The following is a 19345-nucleotide window of genomic DNA, read 5'->3' on the forward strand; positions in this document are numbered from 1 at the left end:
AAAGGACGGCAAGCATACGTGGCCGGCTCGTCTCTGGTATTGATTAACGGCAAAAAGTGCAGCAACTTTAATCATTTCGCCGATTTATTCATCGGGATGCAGGGCCACACAGAGTTGCTGCGCCGCCAGCAGCAGTCGTGGACCTGGCCGGCTCAGCCAGTCCTCGCTGATGGCAATCACCGGCACAGTGAGCTGTGGCCGCCAGAAGTCACGGATGTTCTCCGCCTGCTGGGCACTGCCCGCTGTTACAACGGCCTGAGGATGGCGCATCAGTACCTGCTCGCGGCTGACCTGTGGCCAGCTGACGCGGCTGTCGGCAAAAATATTCCTGCCACCACATAATGTAATAATCTCATTCTGCAGCGTGGCTCTGGCGGCGGTAAAAAGCGGCTGCTGTCCAAACTGCAAAAAAAGCGGAACCGCAGTCAGGTGAGTATAGCGCTGACGCAGTGCGGCTTCCTGCTGCCGTAACGCCTGGGCAGCTCTGCTTGCCTGTTCCGGGCTGGGACTCCAGCGGCCCAGATCGGCCAGCGCCGTGAACATCTCATCCAGCGTCTGCGGATCAATCCATTTAACCGGTACGCCGAGCTGTTGCAACTGATCGATCTGCCGCTGCGGATTACCGCCACGCCAGGCTAAGACCAGATCCGGTTTGAGCTGCAGAATGCGTTCGGCTTTAATGCCCTGCCAGTTGGCAACCTGCTCAATCTGTTTTGCCTGCGGCGGATAGTCAGACCATGCACTGACCGCAATCGGCGTAATCCCGGCAGCAAAGGCGAGTTCGGTAAGGTGGGGAGCAAGGGTGATAACACGGGGCGGGGAGGCAAGCAGGCTGCCGCTCAACAGCAGCAGCCAGCAGAAAAGCAGCGTTTTAGCCACGCGCCAGATGCGCCAGCAGGTTCTCCACTAACAGCGAAGATTGCTTCGCCGCTACGCTTAAGAACTCATCAAAGCTGAGGTGAGATTCCTTATCGGCCACATCGGAAATCGCACGGACCACCACAAACGGTACCTGGAACTGATGACAGACGTGACCGATGGCAGTCGCTTCCATCTCAACGGCAATCGCCTGCGGGAACAGGTTGCGAATGCGCGCCAGCGGTTCGGCACCATTGATAAAGGCATCGCCGCTTACCACCAGACCGCGTACGGCATTCAGATCCAACTGCTTAATGCAGGCTTCTGCCGCAGCAATCAGCTTGCTGTCTGCCACAAACGCGGCCGGACAACCCGCCATCTGACCCGGCTCATAACCAAAAGCGGTGACATCCGCATCGTGATAACGCACTTCGTCTGACACCACGATATCGCCGACGCTGAGCGACGGCGCTAAACCGCCCGCCGAACCGGTGTTGATCACCACATCGGGTTTGCAGAGCTGCAGCAGCAGCGTGGTGCCCAGCGCCGCAGAGGTTTTACCAATGCCCGATTTCAGCAGTGCCACCTCAACGCCCTGCAGGGTGCCGGTATAGATTTCACAACCCGCCAGCGACAGCGTTTGACGGTTTTCAATTTTGTCGCGCAGCAGTGTGACTTCCTGCTCCATCGCGCCAATAATGCCTGCTTTCATAGTGAGTTCCGCTAATGTAAAGAATCAAAATTTAGGGCATAGTCTACCATGGCATCCAGGGGATTAATTCACGAAAAAGTCAGGGGTAATTCATGTCAGCGATCAATTTCAGGAAGAAGATCAGCTTCTCGCGCCCTTATACCAGTCGAAAAGATCCGGAAGGCGAATATTACATTACCCGACATTTTGAGAGTGACCGTGGACGGATTATCAACTCCGCTGCCATCCGGCGACTGCAGCAGAAAACGCAGGTCTTTCCGCTGGAGCGCAATGCCGCCGTCCGTTCCCGACTGACACACTCGCTGGAGGTGCAGCAGACCGGACGCTACATCACCAAAGAGATCCTGCAAACCCTGAAGATGCAGGGCGGGCTGGCGCAGTATGGTCTGGATGAGCTTGAAGGCGCATTTGAAAGCCTGATCGAAATGGCGTGTCTGCTGCATGACGTGGGTAATCCGCCGTTTGGTCATTTTGGTGAGGCAGCCATTAACGACTGGTTTGAAGAGAACCTGGCTGCCGAACTGGTCGATCCGCTGGTGGCAGGCGTTGAAGGGGATGCGCAGCGTAAAGCCTTTGATGAGCTGAATGCCATGATACGCCAGGATCTCTGCCATTTTGAGGGCAACGCGCAGGCTATCCGTATGGTTCACACCCTGCTGCAGCTCAATCTCAGCTACTCTCAGGTCGCCTGTATCCTCAAATATACTGCTCCTGCCTGGTGGCAGGGTGAAAAGCCCGCCGAATTTAGCGTGTTAATGAAGAAACCCGGTTTTTATCTCTCCGAGCAGGATTATATTGCCGACCTGCGTGCTGCCACCAATATGGAAGAACACCACCGCTTTCCGCTCACCTATATAATGGAAGCGGCGGATGATATCTCCTATTGTATTGCCGATTTGGACGACGCTGTAGAAAAAGATATCTTTAATGTTGAGAGTTTGTTTGAATTTCTCAATAAAGCCTGGGGGCCGGTAAAAAATAATGACGCCTTTAGCCGGACTATTGGCGAAGCATGGCGTGAAGCCTGCAGTAAAAAACGCCGCAGCCGCAGCGATCAATTTTTTATGTCATTACGCGTAAATGTTCAGAGCGTGCTGGTCAGTTACGCGGTGAAACGTTTTGTTGATAATCTTCCTGCAATATTCGAGGGAAGTTTTAACCATGCGCTGCTGGAAGATGAGGGTGAAGAGGGCCGTTTACTGCAACTGTTTAAGACCGTTGCGCGCCAGCAGGTGTTTAATCACTCCGAAGTTGAACAGCTGGAGCTGCAGGGTTACCGCGTGATTAAAGGGCTGCTGGAGATCTATCAGCCGCTGATGCGCCTTAATTATGAAGCCTTTACCACGCTGATGAATGAGGATTTTTTACGCCAGCACCCGATTGAAACGCGGCTTTTTCATAAGCTCTCCGGGAAACACCGCAAAGCCTATTTGCACAAGATGCGTAATCTGGTTGTGGAGCATAAATATCAGCGGCTGTTGTGGGAACGTTATTATCGCTTCCGGCTTATTCAGGATTATATTAGCGGCATGACCGATCTCTATGCCTGGGATGAGTACCGGCGGCTGATGGCAGTAGAATAAGCCGCCGATTGTAAAGAGCGCGAATAAATTTTTACCTTTGGCTTAAACTTTTAAAGGAACTTCGCGCTAAAACATTTATCTCACCTTTCGACCACAGCAATGGTCTGAACAGTAATCTTATTGAGAAACGAAAAATGAAAAAAAAGACTTTAGTGTTAAGTGCGCTGGCGTTGAGCCTGAGCATGGCGCTCGCCCCTGTTACTGTTTCTGCTGCGCAAACGGCCTCTTCCGAAAGCCAGCAACTGCCAAGCCTGGCTCCCATGCTGGAGAAGGTGATGCCGTCTGTGGTCAGTATCAGCGTTGAGGGCACCACCACAGTAAAAACCCCACGCATGCCGCAGCAGTTTCAGCAATTCTTTGGCGATAATTCGCCTTTCTGTCAGGACGGTTCCCCGTTCCAGGGTTCACCCATGTGCCAGAACGGTGGCGGTGAAGGTGGTAATGGTGGCGCACCCGTCCCTGATACCCAGCAGGAAAAATTCCGTGCACTGGGATCGGGCGTGATTATCAACGCCGAAAAAGGCTACGTGGTGACCAACAACCACGTGGTGAATAATGCCACCAAAATTCAGGTGCAGCTCAGCGACGGTCGTCGCTATGACGCAAAAGTCATCGGTAAAGATCCCAGCTCTGACATTGCACTGATTCAGTTGCAGGAAGCTAAAAATCTGACCGCCGTGAAAATCGCTGACTCTGACAATCTGCGCGTCGGTGACTACACCGTGGCAATCGGTAACCCGTATGGACTGGGTGAAACCGTAACCTCCGGTATCGTTTCGGCACTGGGACGCAGCGGCCTGAATGTAGAAAATTACGAAAACTTTATCCAGACGGATGCGGCGATTAACCGGGGCAACTCCGGTGGTGCGCTGGTTAACCTCAACGGTGAACTGATTGGGATTAACACCGCTATTCTGGCGCCGGATGGCGGTAACATTGGTATCGGCTTTGCTATTCCGAGCAACATGGTGAAAAACCTGACGGCGCAGATGGTTGAGTTTGGACAGGTTAAACGCGGCGAGCTGGGTGTGCAGGGCACGGAACTGAACTCCGAACTGGCAAAAGCGATGAAAGTCGACGCACAGCGTGGTGCATTTGTCAGCCAGGTACTGCCAGACTCTGCTGCCGCAAAAGCGGGCATCAAAGCGGGTGACGTGATTGTCTCCATGAACGGCAAACCGCTGAGCAGCTTTGCTTCACTGCGTGCAGAAGTGGGTTCACTGCCGGTTGGCACCACCCTGAAACTGGGCCTGCTGCGTGACGGCAAACCGGTCGATGTATCTGTTCAGTTGCAGCAGAGCAGCCAGGCGAAAGTGCAGTCCGCCACCATCTACAACGGCATTGAAGGGGCTGACCTTAGCAATGTTGAAACCGGTGATAAAGGCGTTCGCGTTGATAATGTGAAAGCAGGCAGTGCCGCAGCGCGTATCGGCCTGAAGAAGGGGGACGTGATTCAGGGCGTTAACCAGCAGCCGGTAACCAACCTCGGCGAGTTGCGCAAAGTCCTTGATACCAAGCCAGCCGTTCTGGCGCTGAATGTGAAGCGCGGCGATAGCAGCATCTACCTGCTGATGCAGTAACGGAACGACCACTGATGAAGAGGCGGACTGCGGTCCGCCTTTTTTATGTCCGGCATTTGCCCTGGCAGAGTGTGATGCTCACCGCAAATTCGGCAAATGACCGCCTGGCTCTGTGCAAATGCACAATGTTCTGCCTGCTATCCATGCGTATTCTGTTTCTCCCCCTCTTTTTCAGGAGTAATGGATGGCTACCTATCACCTTGATGCCCGGCTGGCACAGGATATCGTGGCGCGCACCATGAAAATTATTGACAGCAATGTCAATGTGATGGATGCGCGGGGCCGCATTATCGGCAGCGGTGACCGGGAACGCATTGGGGAGTTGCACGAAGGTGCGCTGCTGGTGCTTTCACAGGGTCGCGTAGTCGACATTGATGAAGCGGTGGCTAAACATCTTCATGGCGTACGGCCCGGCATTAACCTGCCGCTGCGCATTGATGGTGACATCGTCGGGGTGATTGGCCTGACCGGCGAGCCGCTGGCATTGCGGCACTACGGCGAGCTGGTCTGCATGACCGCAGAGATGATGCTGGAGCAGGCGCGGCTTCTGCATATGCTGGCACAGGACAGCCGTCTACGTGAAGAGCTGGTGCTGAATCTCATCCGCAGCGATACCCTGTCGCCACAGCTGACTGAATGGGCTCAGCGGCTCGGCATCGATCTCAATCAACCGCGTGTGGTGGCCGTTCTGGAGGTGGATAGCGGTCAGCTTGGCGTCGACAGCGCGATGTCAGAGTTACAACAGCTGCAAACGCTGCTGACCACACCGGAGCGCGATAATCTGATCGCCATTGTCTCACTGACCGAAATGGTGGTGCTGAAACCAGCCCTGAACGGGCATGGACGTTACGATCAGGATGATCATCGCCGCCGCGTCGAGCAGTTGCTGCAGCGGATGAAAGAGAGTGGCCATCTCCGGATGCGCATCGCGCTGGGTAACTTCTTTATCGGGCCGGGCAGCATTGCACGCTCTTACCGGACGGCGCGCACCACCATGATGGTGGGCAAGCAGCGTATGCCCGAAGTGCGCAGCTATTTTTATCAGGATCTGGTGCTGCCGGTGCTGCTCGACAGCCTGCGCGGCGGCTGGCAGGCCAATGAGCTCGCCCGGCCGCTGGCGAAGCTCAAGAGCATGGATAACAATGGTTTGCTGCGCCGCACGCTAATCGCCTGGTTCACCCATAACGTCCAGCCGAGCGCTACCGCACGTGCGCTGTTCATTCATCGCAATACGCTGGAGTACCGCCTGAACCGGATTTCTGAACTGACGGGACTGAATCTGGGTCATTTTGACGACAGGCTATTGCTCTATGTGGCTTTGCAACTGGATGAGCAGGGGTAGAGGGCAGGTTTGCGGCATAAAAAAGGCCAGCAAAGCTGGCCTCTCTTGTCGGACAGGAAATTAACGGCTGTTACGGGTTAATTTTTCCAGGTCCGATTCAATTTCCGAGATCTTGTGGGCGACCACGCTTTCCAGGTGACGCAGGTCATCCAGAATTTTGCGTTTCAGATCCACTTCAACCTGATCGCGCTGGCAAATCTGGTCCAGTTCATCGATGACATAACGCAGATTCGGACTGATTTCCTGAACTTCTTTGTAGCCCTGCGTCGCGTGATCGGCAACGACAGTTTTGCGCTGGCGCGGATATTTGAATTTAACGCTCTTCGCGAAAAACTCGCCTTTATCTTTGCGGAAGTAGATCTTCAGAATGTCGTTATTGGCTTCCTGACGCAGGCTGTAGCGGTCAATGTCGTCCGGGTTACTGATACCTAAGCTTTTCAGATTGTCATACATAGCGTTGTTTCCATCAAAAGTGAGAAGCGCGCAGACTTGTTCATGACGTCCGTCAACTGTAGACATAAATAAGCGGGATGAACATTGCGCGACAGGATTTAACTGGCGCGGATTATGACCTGGATAAAAACTAAACGCACCAGTTAATTCGCGGCGCGAAGCATGTTATTTGGTAACAACTGTAAAGAAAAGATGACGGGCTGGTTTCCAGCCCGTCAGTGAAATCAGTCGATGGTGCGCAGCAGTTCGTTGATACCGGTTTTGCCCAGCGTTTTCGCATCCACTTTCTTCACGATCACGGCACAATAGAGGCTGTAGCTGCCATCTTTGGACGGCAGGTTACCTGAAACCACGACGGAGCCGGCAGGCACACGACCATAATGTACTTCGCCTGTTTCACGGTCATAAATTTTGGTGCTCTGACCGATGTAAACACCCATTGAGATCACTGAGCCTTCTTCAACAATCACGCCTTCAACGATTTCAGAGCGTGCGCCAATGAAGCAGTTGTCTTCGATAATGGTCGGGTTGGCCTGCAGCGGTTCCAGCACGCCACCGATACCCACGCCGCCAGAAAGGTGAACGTTTTTACCAATCTGTGCACAGGAGCCGACGGTCGCCCAGGTGTCTACCATGGTGCCTTCATCCACAAATGCACCGATGTTGACGTAAGAAGGCATCAGCACCGTGTTGCGGGCGATATAGGCACCCTGACGCACAGCCGCAGGCGGCACGACGCGGAAGCCTGCTGCTTTGAAACGCGCTTCATCCCAGCCGGCAAATTTCATCGGCACTTTGTCGTAAAAGCGGGTTTCCGAACCTTCCATCACCTTGTTGTCATTGATGCGGAAAGAGAGCAGCACTGCTTTCTTCAGCCACTGATGCGTTACCCACTCGCCGTCGATCTTCTCAGAAACGCGCAGCTCACCGCTGTCCAGCAAAGAGATCACCTGGTTAATGGCATCACGGGTTTCGCTGTCAACGCTGGCAGGTGTGATATCAGCGCGACGTTCGAAGGCGGATTCAATAACGCTCTGTAACTGTTGCATATTTTTTTCCTGATCTGTCATGTGCGATGCCGGGCAATAACCCGACACAAGTAAAGAGATTAATGTTTACAAATCGAGTCTGGTCACACTTTATCGTTTGGATTAAGGGCCTCTGTCAACCGTTGTTGCAACGCTTTGCGCATTTCTTCGTCCAGCGCCTGACGTTCACTGTTGGCCAGAATAAACAAATCTTCGACCCGCTCGCCAATGGTGCTGATGCGTGCGCCGTGCAGTGAGACACCGAGATCGGCAAAGACTTCACCCACGCGCGCCAGCAGGCCAGGCTGATCCAGCGCCACCAGTTCAAGGTAGCTGCGACGGTCGGTGTGCGTCGGCAGGAAATTGACCTCGGTATCCACGCTGAAATGCCGCAGTTTGGCCGACGGACGACGGGTTCGTGGCGCCACCCAGTCAGACTGGGTGATCGCCTGCTCCAGCGCCTGAATGATCATCGGATGGCGGTCCGGCGACAGCGGGCTGCCATCCGGTTCCAGCACAATAAAGGTATCCATGGCCATGCCGTCGCGGCTGGTAAAGATTTGCGCGTCGTGGACGCTGAGGTTGCGGCGGTCGAGTTCTCCGGCGACGGCGGCAAACAGGTGTGGGCGATCGGGACTCCAGATGAAAATTTCGGTTCCGCCGCGTGTGGCCTGCGGGCTGACCAGCACTAATGGTTTCTTCAGGTCGTGAACCAGTAAGTGGCGGGCATGCCAGGCAATCTGATTAGGCGTATGGCGCAGGAAATAATCTGCGCGGCAGCGATTCCAGATCTGGTGCAGACGCTCTTCATCGATGTTGTCCATCCGCAGCAGCGCCAGCGCCTGCAGGCGATGGTGACGCACCCGCTCACGCAGGTCCGGACTGTTTTCCATGCCGCGTCGCAACTGCTTCTCGGTGGCGAAAAAGAGCTCACGCAGCAGGCTCTGCTTCCAGCTATTCCACAGGCTTTCGTTGGTGGCGCAGATATCGGCGACGGTCAGGCAAACCAGATAGCGCAGCCGGTTCTCATTCTGCATCACCTCAGCGAACTGCTGGATCACCGTCGGGTCCTGAATATCGCGCCGTTGCGCCGTCACTGACATCAGCAGATGATGGCGAACCAGCCAGGCCACCAGCTGCGTTTCACGCGAGTTAAGGCCATGCATTTCAGCGAAATCGAGTGCATCCTGTGCGCCGAGAATAGAGTGGTCGCCGCCGCGCCCTTTGGCAATGTCATGCAGCAGTGCGGCCATCAGCAGCAGCTCCTGCTGCGGCAGGCGCGGCCATAACTCTACGCACAGCGGATGCTGCGGCCGGGTGGTTTCATTGGCAAAGCTTTCCAGCTTCTGCAACACGCGGATAGTGTGCTCATCCACGGTGTAGGCGTGGAACAGGTCGAACTGCATCTGCCCGACAATATGGCCCCACAGCGGCGTGTAAGCCCATAACACGCTGTGACGGTGCATCGGCACCAGTGCCCGGCTGACCGCGCCGGGATGACGCAGAATCGACATAAAGGTACGTCGCGCTTCCGGAATCTGGCACAGCGGCTGTTTAAGATGACGACGCGCATGGCGCAGATGACGGAGGGTAGTGGAGTAGATCCCCTTGATGCTGTCGTTACGCACCATGACATAGAACATACGCAGAATGGCCTGCGGTTCGCGGGTAAACAGCGTTTCGTCGCGCAGGTCGATCAAATTGCCACGCAGCTGGAAATCGTCATCGACAGGTCTCGGTTTTTCGCTGGTAGAGAGCGCCAGAATCGCCTCATCAAACAGCTGCAGCAGCATCTGATTCAGTTCGCCGATGCGCCGCGTGACGCGATAGAAATCTTTCATCATCCGCTCGACCGGCTCATTGCCTTCGCCCTGGTAATTCAGGCGCTGCGCCACGCTGAGCTGGCGATCGAACAGCAGGCGATTATCGTAGCGGGGCAGGGAGAGGTGCAGGGCAAAACGGATGCGCCAGAGAAATTCCTGGCATTCGTTGAGTTCGCTGCGTTCCGCGTCGGTGAGGAAACCAAAGCCAACCATCTCATCCAGCGTGGTGGCGCCAAAATGGCGTCGGGCAACCCATTGCAGCGTGTGGATATCGCGCAGGCCACCCGGACTGCTCTTGATGTCCGGCTCAAGGTTATAGCTGGTGCCGTGGTAACGCTTGTGGCGTTCCTGCTGTTCTTCGATTTTGGCCGCAAAGAAGGTGGATGAGGGCCAGAAACCATCGCTGAAGATGTTTTTCTGCAGTTCCAGAAACAGCGCCACGTCGCCGGTCAGCATCCGTGATTCAATCAGGTTAGTGGCAACGGTCAGGTCAGACAGCCCCTCCAGCAGACACTCTTCCAAAGTGCGCACGCTATGGCCCACTTCCAGCTTGAGGTCCCACATCAGCGTCAGCAGATCGCTGGTACGCTGTGCAGCCTGTTCATTCAGCGGCTGGCGGCTGAGGATCAGGACATCAATATCAGAGAGCGGATGCAGTTCGGCACGGCCATAGCCGCCCACGGCGACCAGCGCGATAGAGGGCATCGCATCAAAGCCATAGAAGCGCCACAGGCGACGCAGCAGCCGATCGATAAACAGCGTGCGGGCATCTATCAGCGGCTCAACGGCTTCACCGGCATCAAATGCGGCAGCCAGATGCTGCTGAAACTGCTCCAGCCGCGGCTTCAGAATGTCGCGGGTCAACTGGTCGTCACCCCATTCGGCTGGCGAATCGACCAGACCGTTTTTTACCTCTTCCGACAGACTCACGCTCATGCAGCTCTTCTCTTTTTTAGCCAAAAAAAGCCGGCTCATCGCCGGCTTGATCTGCGTGAAGAAAATTACCCTTCAGCAACGAGCACGGCAGGGATCGTGTCATCTTTACGCAGGGTTAAAATCTCACAGCCGTTTTCCGTCACCACAATAGTATGCTCATACTGTGCGGACAAGCTGCGATCTTTGGTTTTTACCGTCCAGCCATCTTTCATGGTGCGGATGCGGTAATCACCGGCATTGACCATCGGTTCTACCGTAAAGGTCATGCCCGCCTGCAGTACAACGCCGCTATCATCGGCATCGTAATGCAGCACCTGCGGCTCTTCGTGGAAGCCCTTGCCGATGCCGTGACCGCAATATTCGCGCACAACAGAGAAGTCGTTCGCTTCCACATACTTCTGGATAGCCCGGCCCAGTTCGCGCAGACGAATACCGGGCTTAATCAGACGCAGGGAAAGATAGAGGCTCTCCTGCGTGACGCGGCACAGGCGCTCACCCTGAATGGTCGGTTTACCAACGATAAACATCTTTGAGGTATCGCCGTGGTACTCATCTTTAATCACGGTGACATCAATATTGACGATATCGCCATCTTTTAACGGGCGGTCATCGCTGGGAATGCCGTGGCACACCACTTCGTTGACGGAGATGCAGACCGACTTCGGAAAGCCGTGATAGCCGAGGCAGGCAGAGACCGCCTGTTGCTGTTGAGTAATGTGCTCGTGGCAGATGCGGTCCAGCTCACCGGTGGTCACACCCGGTTTCACGTAAGGTTCGATCATCTCCAGCACCTCGGCGGCCAGTCGGCCTGCGACGCGCATTTTTTCGATTTCTTCAGGGGTTTTAATTGAAATTGCCATTAAATTAATCCGCATTTGTCGAAATTTTCGACAATAATAAGTTCTGTGCTGTCATGTTAGCAGCCAGCAAATGGGCTGCCAAATAGAGAACGCGCTGGCCTCTGTCAGCGATGATTTATTGGCGTCACTGGGCTGGTTGTGATATAAAGCGCGCCGACGATTCTCTGTATGGCCGTTTCGGTCAGCAGGAAACGCATAACTCTCATTATGTGTACTAAAACACACATGTATCGACACATACGCCGGGGTGCCTTGAAAGAGGTCGGTCGTATGGGATACATGGAGGCCCAACCCCAATCAAACTTTAGAGGTTTTATCATGGCAACTGTTTCCATGCGCGACATGCTCCAGGCTGGTGTTCACTTCGGTCACCAGACCCGTTACTGGAACCCAAAAATGAAGCCATTCATCTTTGGTGCACGTAACAAGGTTCACATCATCAACCTGGAAAAAACTGTACCTATGTTCAACGAAGCTCTGGCTGAACTGAACAAGATCTCTTCCCGTAAAGGTAAGATCCTGATCGTAGGTACTAAGCGCGCTGCTGCTGAAGCGGTAAAAGAGTCTGCACTGAGCTGCGACCAGTTCTTCGTAAACCACCGCTGGTTGGGTGGCATGCTGACTAACTGGAAAACCGTGCGTCAGTCAATCAAGCGTCTGAAAGATCTGGAGATTCAGTCTCAGGATGGTACTTTCGACAAACTGACTAAAAAAGAAGCGCTGATGCGTGCGCGTGAGCTGGCCAAGCTGGAAAACAGCCTGGGCGGTATCAAAGACATGGGCGGTCTGCCAGACGCGCTGTTTGTTGTTGATGCTGACCACGAACACATCGCAATCAAAGAAGCAAACAACCTGGGTATCCCGGTATTTGCTATCGTTGATACCAACTCAGATCCAGATGGCGTTGATTTCGTTATCCCAGGTAACGACGATGCGATCCGTGCTGTAAACCTGTACCTGACTGCCGTTGCGACCACCGTTCGCGAAGGCCGCTCTCAGGACCTGGCTGAGCAAGCTGAAGAAGCGTCTTTAGAAAACGCTTAATTAAGGTTTGCTCTGCATAAGAGCCCTTAGCATTCAGATGTGATCTGTAAGGGGCCTATAGTGGCCCCTTTATTTATCTAAGTCTGTTACGCCCCTAACCGGACGGCGGGACAGAGTAAATTTTCCGCAAATAAGTGTCTGCATGTACGTATGTACACAGGCACGAACCGAGGATTCTGGAATGGCTGACATTACCGCTGCATTGGTAAAAGAACTGCGCGAGCGTACTGGCGCTGGCATGATGGATTGCAAAAAAGCGCTGACTGAAGCGAACGGCGACATTGAGCTGGCGATTGAGAACATGCGTAAGTCTGGCGCAATCAAAGCAGCGAAAAAAGCAGGCAACGTTGCTGCTGATGGCGTAATCAAAACCAAAATCGTTGGCGACTACGGTGTGATTCTGGAAGTTAACTGCCAGACTGACTTCGTAGCAAAAGATGGCGGTTTCCAGGCGTTCGCAGACAAAGTTCTGGATGCGGCTGCCGCTGATCGTGTTACTGACGTTGAAGTCCTGAAAGCGCAGTTCGAAGAAGAGCGCGTTGCACTGGTTGCTAAAATCGGTGAGAACATCAACATCCGTCGCGTTGCAATCCTGGAAGGCGCAGAGCTGGGCAGCTACCTGCACGGCGCGCGTATCGGCGTTCTGGTTTCAGCGAAAGGCGCTAACGAAGATCTGATCAAACAGATCGCGATGCACGTTGCAGCGAGCAAGCCTGAATTCGTTAAGCCAGAAGACGTTTCTGCTGACGTGGTAGATAAAGAGTACCAGGTTCAGCTGGACATCGCGATGCAGTCTGGCAAGCCAAAAGAGATCGCAGAGAAGATGGTTGAAGGCCGTATGAAGAAATTCACCGGCGAAGTCTCTCTGACGGGTCAGGCTTTCGTTATCGACCCAAGCAAAACCGTTGGCCAGGCTCTGAAAGAACAGGGCGCTGACGTGATCAACTTCATCCGCTTCGAAGTGGGTGAAGGCATCGAGAAAGTTGAATCAGACTTCGCTGCAGAAGTTGCAGCAATGTCCAAACAGTCTTAATGCTCTGAAAGAACCGCCAGATGGCGGTTCTTTTTTGTCTGTGAATCGCAACAGACACGTTTTCAGTTTCATCCCAATAGCATTTTCTTTGCGGTAAGCGGATGATCGATCAGAATTTACTTCTCCTTTACACCCAATCTTCCAGGAAGAACTGACCATGGCGACCAACGCAAAACCTGTTTATCAACGTATCCTGCTTAAACTCAGCGGCGAAGCTCTGCAAGGCGCTGAAGGTTTTGGTATCGACGCGAGTGTGCTTGACCGCATGGCACAAGAGGTAAAAGAGCTGGTTGAGCTGGGCATCCAGGTTGGCGTGGTAATTGGCGGAGGGAACCTGTTCCGCGGCGCGAGCCTGCAGCAGGCAGGTATGAACCGCGTCGTAGGTGACCACATGGGTATGCTGGCGACCGTGATGAACGGCCTGGCGATGCGTGATGCACTGCACCGCGCCTATGTGAATGCACGCCTGATGTCAGCGATTCCACTGAATGGCGTCTGTGACAACTACAGCTGGGCAGAAGCGATCAGCCTGCTGCGTAACAACCGCGTCGTCATCTTCTCCGCCGGTACCGGCAATCCGTTCTTTACCACCGACTCTGCGGCGTGTCTGCGCGGCATTGAGATTGAAGCGGACGTGGTACTGAAGGCGACCAAAGTTGACGGCGTTTACTCTGCCGATCCGGTGAAAAGCCCGGACGCGACGCTGTATGATCAACTGACCTATGCCGAAGTCCTGGATAAAGAGCTGAAAGTGATGGATCTGGCGGCCTTTACCCTGGCACGTGACCACAAATTACCTATCCGTGTTTTCAACATGAATAAACCTGGCGCACTGCGTCGCGTAGTGATGGGTGAAAAAGAAGGCACCCTGATTACGCATTAATACCCGAGGCGAGATAAAATAAGGTATATTCTGTCAGCGCGATGAGAACGCATCGAGCACCAGTCAGGATTATCGATGATTATCGATCCCGCTTCCGGTTATGCCGGAACTGGCCAGGTCAAACCGAATCCAAGGGTTTCAACGTGATTAACGACATCAAAAAAGATGCTGACACGCGCATGGAAAAATGCGTTGAAGCATTCAAAACTACCATCAGCAAAGTGCGTACCGGTCGTGCGTCACCTTCGCTGCTCGACGGCATCGTCGTCGAATATTACGGCACGCCGACGCCACTGCGTCAGCTGGCTTCTGTCACTGTGGAAGATTCACGCACGCTGAAAATCAACGTGTTTGATCGTTCACTAAGCCAGGCAGTCGAAAAAGCGATCATGAAGTCCGATCTCGGTCTGAACCCAAGTTCAGCCGGTACTGACATCCGTGTTCCGCTGCCAGCGCTGACAGAAGAGCGTCGTAAAGATCTGATTAAAATCGTGCGCGGCGAAGCCGAGCAGGGCCGTGTGTCGGTACGTAACGTCCGTCGCGATGCCAACGATAAAATCAAAGCGCTGCTGAAAGATAAAGAAATCAGCGAAGACGACGAACGTCGTGCGCAGGACGAAGTGCAAAAAATGACCGATGCGTACATCAAGAAAGTTGATGCTGCACTGTCAGAAAAAGAAACGGAGCTGATGGATTTCTGATTCCATCACTGCCGGACAAAACGCCGTACAGAGAGGTATTCGTATGAATGCGACATCTGGCGGCGTTTTACATTGTGCCTGCGGGCACGCTGACTTCACACGGATAGCCTCATGAAGCGATTAACCCTGCTGGGATCCACCGGCTCGATCGGCACCAGTACGCTGGCGGTGGTTCGCGCCAACCCAGAGCTTTATCAGATTACGGCGCTGGTTGCCGGCCATAACGTGGCGCTGATGGCCGAACAGTGTGCGGCCTTTACGCCACGTTACGCCTGCATGGCAGACGAAACTTCTGCCGCTGCGCTGCGTGAGCGACTGAGAGCAATCAGGGTCAATACTGAAGTGCTCTCCGGCGTTCAGGCAGCCTGTGAACTGGCCGCGCTGGATGAGGTGGATCAGGTGATGGCGGCCATTGTCGGTGCGTCAGGTTTGCTGCCAACGCTGGCCGCCATTCGCGCCGGTAAAACGGTACTGCTGGCCAACAAAGAATCGCTTGTCACCTGCGGCCGTTTGTTTATGGAGGCGGTGCGTCATCATAACGCGCAGTTACTACCGGTCGACAGCGAACATAACGCCATTTTTCAGAGTTTACCGGCTACCATCCAGTATCAGTTAGGTTACGCTGACCTGCGGGATAATGGCATTGAGTCAATTATCCTTACGGGATCGGGTGGTCCTTTTCGTGACACAGAGTTAGCGGATCTCAGCGCCATGTCGCCGGATCAGGCCTGTGCACATCCGAACTGGTCGATGGGGAGAAAAATCTCTGTCGATTCGGCCACCATGATGAATAAAGGTCTTGAGTACATTGAAGCCCGTTGGTTGTTTAATGCCAGCGCAGCGCAGATGGAAGTGATCCTTCACCCACAGTCGGTGATTCACTCTATGGTGCGATACTGCGATGGCAGCGTGCTGGCTCAGTTAGGTTCTCCCGATATGCGTACGCCCATTGCCCATAGCATGGCCTGGCCTTCGCGCATCAAAGCAGGCGTGACGCCGCTGGATTTTACCCGCATGTCGGCGCTGAGCTTTGCAGAACCTGATTTTAGTCGCTACCCCTGCCTGAAACTGGCCATTGATGCCTGTGATGCAGGGCAGGCGGCGACCACCACGCTGAATGCAGCCAACGAGGTTGCCGTCGCGGCTTTCCTGAACCACCAGATCCGCTTCACCGACATCGCAGCGCTTAATAGCGCGGTGATGGCGGCACAGGTGTGTCCGGAGCCTGATTCGGTGGACGCTGTCCTTGAAATTGATCGCTCCGCGCGCGCGCTGGCGGCAGAAATGTTGCCGCGCTTCACGTCGTGAAGCCGATCGTTATGAGGCCATTTGTTCGCTTCAGGTGAAAATGGTATAGTCGCTGGCTCGCGTTTCACGGTCTGTCACCGAATTCGGTGTGGCCCGGCACCAAAAGCGTGTCGGGATTTGAATCGGGCGCAATGTATTCAGAAACCACAGCATTTCTGATGAAAGGAATTGGTTAAGCGTTATGTCGTCTAACAATCACAACAACACTGATGACCAGCAGGGAAACGGTCCGCGCCACGTCGCTATCATCATGGATGGCAACGGTCGCTGGGCCAAAAATCAGGGAAAATTGCGTATTTCAGGCCACAAAGCGGGCGTTAAATCGGTGCGCCGCGCCGTCAGCTTTGCTGTCAGCAACAATCTTGAAGCCCTGACGCTTTACGCCTTCAGCAGTGAAAACTGGAGCCGTCCGGCGCAGGAAGTCACCGCGTTAATGGAACTGTTTGTCTGGGCGCTCGACAGCGAAGTGAAAAGCCTGCACAAACACAATGTTCGCTTACGCGTCATTGGCGATACCAGCCGTTTCAGCCCGCGTATTCAGGAACGTATTCGCCGTTCTGAGACGCTGACCGCAAATAATAGTGGCCTGACGCTCAACATTGCTGCCAACTATGGCGGCCGTTGGGATATTATCGAAGGCGTGAAAAAACTGGCTGAGCAGGTGCAGGAAGGATTACTGCGTCCTGACCAGATTACCGAAGAGAGCCTGACGTCGCAGCTCTGTATGCAGGAGCTGGCGCCAGTGGATTTAGTGATAAGGACCGGGGGAGAGCATCGGATTAGCAACTTCCTGCTGTGGCAGATTGCCTATGCTGAATTCTATTTTACCGATGTGCTCTGGCCGGATTTCGATGAACACGTTTTTGAAGGTGCACTGAATGCATTCTCTCTGCGGGAGCGTCGTTTTGGCGGCGCTGCACCAGGCGGCGCCTGAGCAATCTGGGGGTAACCTTTGCTGAAGTCTCGTCTGATTACCGCGTTGATATTAATTCCGCTGGTAATAGCTGCACTGTTCTGGTTACCACCTGTGGGCTTTGCCCTTACAACCATCGTTATCTGCATGCTGGCCGCCTGGGAATGGGGTCAGTTTGCAGGGATGGCATCACGGCAACAGCGCGTCTGGCTGGCTGTACTTTGTGGTCTGCTGCTGGCGCTGATGCAGTTTACGCTGCCGCCTTATCAACACACGGTGCATCTGCCCCAGGTCGCGACATCGCTTTGGGCGTCGCTGGTGTGGTGGGTCGTTGCACTGCTGCTGGTCCTCTCCTATCCCGCATCTGCGGCCTTCTGGCGTCATTCGCGCCCGCTCCGCTTACTGTTTGGCGTGTTAACGCTGGTGCCTTTTTTCTGGGGCATGGTGGCGCTGCGGCAGTATCACTACGAAACCGATCACTTCGCCGGTGCCTGGTGGCTGCTGTTTGTGTTGCTGCTGGTGTGGGGTGCGGATTCAGGTGCCTATATGTTTGGCAAGATGTTCGGCAAGCACAAGCTGGCACCGAAGGTCTCGCCAGGTAAAACCTGGGAAGGCTTCCTGGGCGGCCTGGTCTCCTCTGCGCTGATTGCGCTGCTGTTTGCCTCGCTGGCGCCGCTGACGGTCTCTACCGGTACGCTGGTGATTTGCGCGGTTATCGCAACGCTGGCCTCCGTGCTGGGCGACCTCACTGAGAGTATGTTTAAACGTGAAGCGGGTATCAAAGACAGTGGCAATCTGATACCGGGTCACGGCGGCATTCTTGATCGCATTGATAGTCTGACTGCGGCGGTGCCGGTGTTTGCCTGTTTATTGCTGCTGGTGTTCCGCACCCTTTAAGGACAGGCAAAGATGTTGAGCATAATCTGGAGTTTCTTCGCCTTTATCGTTGCGCTGGGCGTGTTGATTACCGTTCATGAGTTTGGCCATTTCTGGGTCGCTCGTCGCTGTGGCGTCAAGGTTGAGCGTTTTTCCATTGGGTTTGGTAAGTCGCTCTGGCAGCGCCGTGACCGCCACGGCACGGAATTTGTCATCGCGCTGATTCCCCTTGGTGGCTACGTGAAAATGCTCGACGAACGTGTCGAAAGCGTGCCAGCCGAGCTGCGTCATCAGGCTTTTAATAATAAAGCCGTCTGGCAACGTGCCTCCATCATTGCGGCAGGTCCTGTCGCTAACTTCCTCTTTGCCATCTTTGCCTACTGGGTTGTGTTTATTCACGGCGTGCCTGGTGTGCGCCCGGTAATCGGTGAAATTTTAAACGGTTCGATCGCTGCGGAAGCGCAAATTGCGCCCGGCATGGAACTTAAGGCCGTTGACGGTATCGAAACGCCTGACTGGGATGCTGTGCGTATGGCGCTGGTGGGTAAAATCGGCGACAGCAGCACCACGTTAACGGTGGCACGATTTAGCGAGGACGCGACTCAGCAGAAGCAGCTGGATTTGCGTAACTGGCAGTTTGAGCCTGATAAGCAGGATCCGGTCGTCGCGTTAGGCATTCAGCCTCGCGGTCCGCAAATTGAGACCACACTGGCAGAAGTTCAGGCGAATTCGCCAGCCAGTGAAGCCGGTTTGCAAGCAGGCGACAGGATCGTTAAAGTCGATGGTCAGCCATTATCGCAGTGGCAGACGTTTGTTACCCAGGTCCGGGACAATCCCGGCAAAAGCATGGCGCTTGAGGTGGATCGCGGCGGTGAATCAATTGCGCTGACGATGACGCCAGAAGCGAAAGCTGGCACGACAGCGGGCTTTGCGGGTGTGATTCCGCGCATTGTTCCGCTGCCCGAAGAGTACAAGACGGTAAGGCAGTATGGCGCGTTTGCGGCTATCGGTGAGGCCAGTGTAAAAACCTGGCAACTGATGAAGCTCACCGTTTCCATGCTGGGCAAGTTAATAACCGGTGATGTGAAGCTGAACAACCTGAGCGGGCCAATCTCGATTGCGCAGGGTGCAGGGTTGTCAGCGGAGTATGGGTTGATTTACTACCTGATGTTCCTGGCGTTGATTAGCGTCAACCTGGGCATTATCAACCTGTTCCCTCTGCCGGTTTTAGATGGTGGGCACCTGCTGTTCCTGGCGATCGAAAAGATCAAAGGTGGACCGGTGTCCGAGCGAGTTCAGGACTTTAGTTATCGCATCGGCTCAATTCTGCTGGTGCTGTTAATGGGGCTTGCACTTTTCAATGATTTCTCACGTTTGTAACCGCTGGAACGCGAACATTCGAGGGATGTGTT

17 protein-coding genes are annotated in these 19345 nt (G+C 54.4%); 11 read left to right on the forward strand and 6 right to left on the reverse strand.

Annotated elements, in window-relative coordinates:
- Positions 1-84: 84 nt before the first annotated feature.
- Positions 85-879, reverse strand: a complete 795-nt coding sequence (btuF, locus tag BY447_RS14290; protein WP_110331392.1) for a vitamin B12 ABC transporter substrate-binding protein BtuF — start codon at positions 877-879, stop codon at positions 85-87.
- Positions 872-1570, reverse strand: coding sequence for a 5'-methylthioadenosine/S-adenosylhomocysteine nucleosidase (mtnN, locus tag BY447_RS14295; protein WP_013356830.1), 699 nt, complete (start codon positions 1568-1570; stop codon positions 872-874). Before mtnN ends, btuF begins: the two co-directional genes overlap by 8 nt.
- 92 nt (positions 1571-1662) lie before the next feature.
- Here mtnN and dgt point away from each other — a divergent pair, with 92 nt between their 5' ends.
- From dgt to BY447_RS14310, 3 genes are all read left to right on the forward strand, one after another.
- Positions 1663-3153: a dGTPase gene (dgt, locus tag BY447_RS14300; protein WP_013356831.1), complete on the forward strand. Its 1491-nt coding sequence runs from the start codon at positions 1663-1665 to the stop codon at positions 3151-3153.
- Between the two features lie 134 nt (positions 3154-3287).
- A complete protein-coding gene (degP, locus tag BY447_RS14305; protein WP_033781929.1) occupies positions 3288-4733 on the forward strand; it encodes a serine endoprotease DegP in 1446 nt (481 codons plus the stop codon).
- Between the two features lie 184 nt (positions 4734-4917).
- On the forward strand, positions 4918-6075 hold the full coding sequence (locus BY447_RS14310) for a CdaR family transcriptional regulator (RefSeq protein ID WP_110331393.1): 1158 nt from the start codon (positions 4918-4920) through the stop codon (positions 6073-6075).
- A gap of 60 nt (positions 6076-6135) precedes the next feature.
- On the opposite strand, the gene BY447_RS14315 is transcribed toward BY447_RS14310, so the two are convergent.
- The 4 genes from BY447_RS14315 to map all read right to left on the reverse strand — a co-directional run bounded on the left by BY447_RS14315 (position 6136) and on the right by map (position 11175).
- Positions 6136-6528 (reverse strand): DUF3461 family protein, encoded by a 393-nt coding sequence (locus BY447_RS14315; protein ID WP_033731626.1) that lies wholly within the window; start codon positions 6526-6528, stop codon positions 6136-6138.
- 224 nt (positions 6529-6752) lie between these two features.
- Positions 6753-7577: a 2,3,4,5-tetrahydropyridine-2,6-dicarboxylate N-succinyltransferase gene (gene dapD / locus BY447_RS14320; RefSeq protein ID WP_110331948.1), complete on the reverse strand. Its 825-nt coding sequence runs from the start codon at positions 7575-7577 to the stop codon at positions 6753-6755.
- A gap of 83 nt (positions 7578-7660) precedes the next feature.
- Complete coding sequence (glnD, locus tag BY447_RS14325) at positions 7661-10315, reverse strand: bifunctional uridylyltransferase/uridylyl-removing protein GlnD (protein ID WP_110331394.1); 2655 nt, start codon at positions 10313-10315, stop codon at positions 7661-7663.
- Positions 10316-10380: 65 nt separating this feature from the next.
- Complete coding sequence (gene map / locus BY447_RS14330) at positions 10381-11175, reverse strand: type I methionyl aminopeptidase (protein WP_110331395.1); 795 nt, start codon at positions 11173-11175, stop codon at positions 10381-10383.
- Positions 11176-11493: 318 nt separating this feature from the next.
- On the opposite strand from map, the gene rpsB reads away from it, so the two are divergent.
- The 8 genes from rpsB to rseP all read left to right on the forward strand — a co-directional run bounded on the left by rpsB (position 11494) and on the right by rseP (position 19313).
- The gene (gene rpsB, locus BY447_RS14335; protein WP_033731630.1) at positions 11494-12219 is read left to right on the forward strand and encodes a 30S ribosomal protein S2; all 726 of its coding nucleotides are present in this window, start codon (positions 11494-11496) and stop codon (positions 12217-12219) included.
- Between the two features lie 181 nt (positions 12220-12400).
- Positions 12401-13252, forward strand: coding sequence for a translation elongation factor Ts (gene tsf / locus BY447_RS14340; protein ID WP_013356839.1), 852 nt, complete (start codon positions 12401-12403; stop codon positions 13250-13252).
- A gap of 157 nt (positions 13253-13409) precedes the next feature.
- Positions 13410-14135: a UMP kinase gene (pyrH, locus tag BY447_RS14345; protein WP_013356840.1), complete on the forward strand. Its 726-nt coding sequence runs from the start codon at positions 13410-13412 to the stop codon at positions 14133-14135.
- A 143-nt stretch (positions 14136-14278) separates the two neighbouring features.
- Positions 14279-14836, forward strand: coding sequence for a ribosome recycling factor (gene frr / locus BY447_RS14350; RefSeq protein WP_033731632.1), 558 nt, complete (start codon positions 14279-14281; stop codon positions 14834-14836).
- Positions 14837-14947: 111 nt separating this feature from the next.
- On the forward strand, positions 14948-16144 hold the full coding sequence (ispC, locus tag BY447_RS14355) for a 1-deoxy-D-xylulose-5-phosphate reductoisomerase (RefSeq protein ID WP_110331396.1): 1197 nt from the start codon (positions 14948-14950) through the stop codon (positions 16142-16144).
- 181 nt (positions 16145-16325) lie between these two features.
- A complete protein-coding gene (ispU, locus tag BY447_RS14360) occupies positions 16326-17078 on the forward strand; it encodes a (2E,6E)-farnesyl-diphosphate-specific ditrans,polycis-undecaprenyl-diphosphate synthase (protein WP_009091989.1) in 753 nt (250 codons plus the stop codon).
- Between the two features lie 18 nt (positions 17079-17096).
- Positions 17097-17954, forward strand: a complete 858-nt coding sequence (gene cdsA, locus BY447_RS14365) for a phosphatidate cytidylyltransferase (protein ID WP_013356843.1) — start codon at positions 17097-17099, stop codon at positions 17952-17954.
- Between the two features lie 12 nt (positions 17955-17966).
- Entirely contained in the window at positions 17967-19313 is a 1347-nt protein-coding gene (rseP, locus tag BY447_RS14370; protein ID WP_110331397.1) for a sigma E protease regulator RseP, read from the forward strand.
- Positions 19314-19345: the final 32 nt, after the last annotated feature.

This window comes from Pantoea sp. JKS000250 (assembly GCF_003201065.1).
GTDB lineage: Bacteria > Pseudomonadota > Gammaproteobacteria > Enterobacterales > Enterobacteriaceae > Pantoea > Pantoea vagans.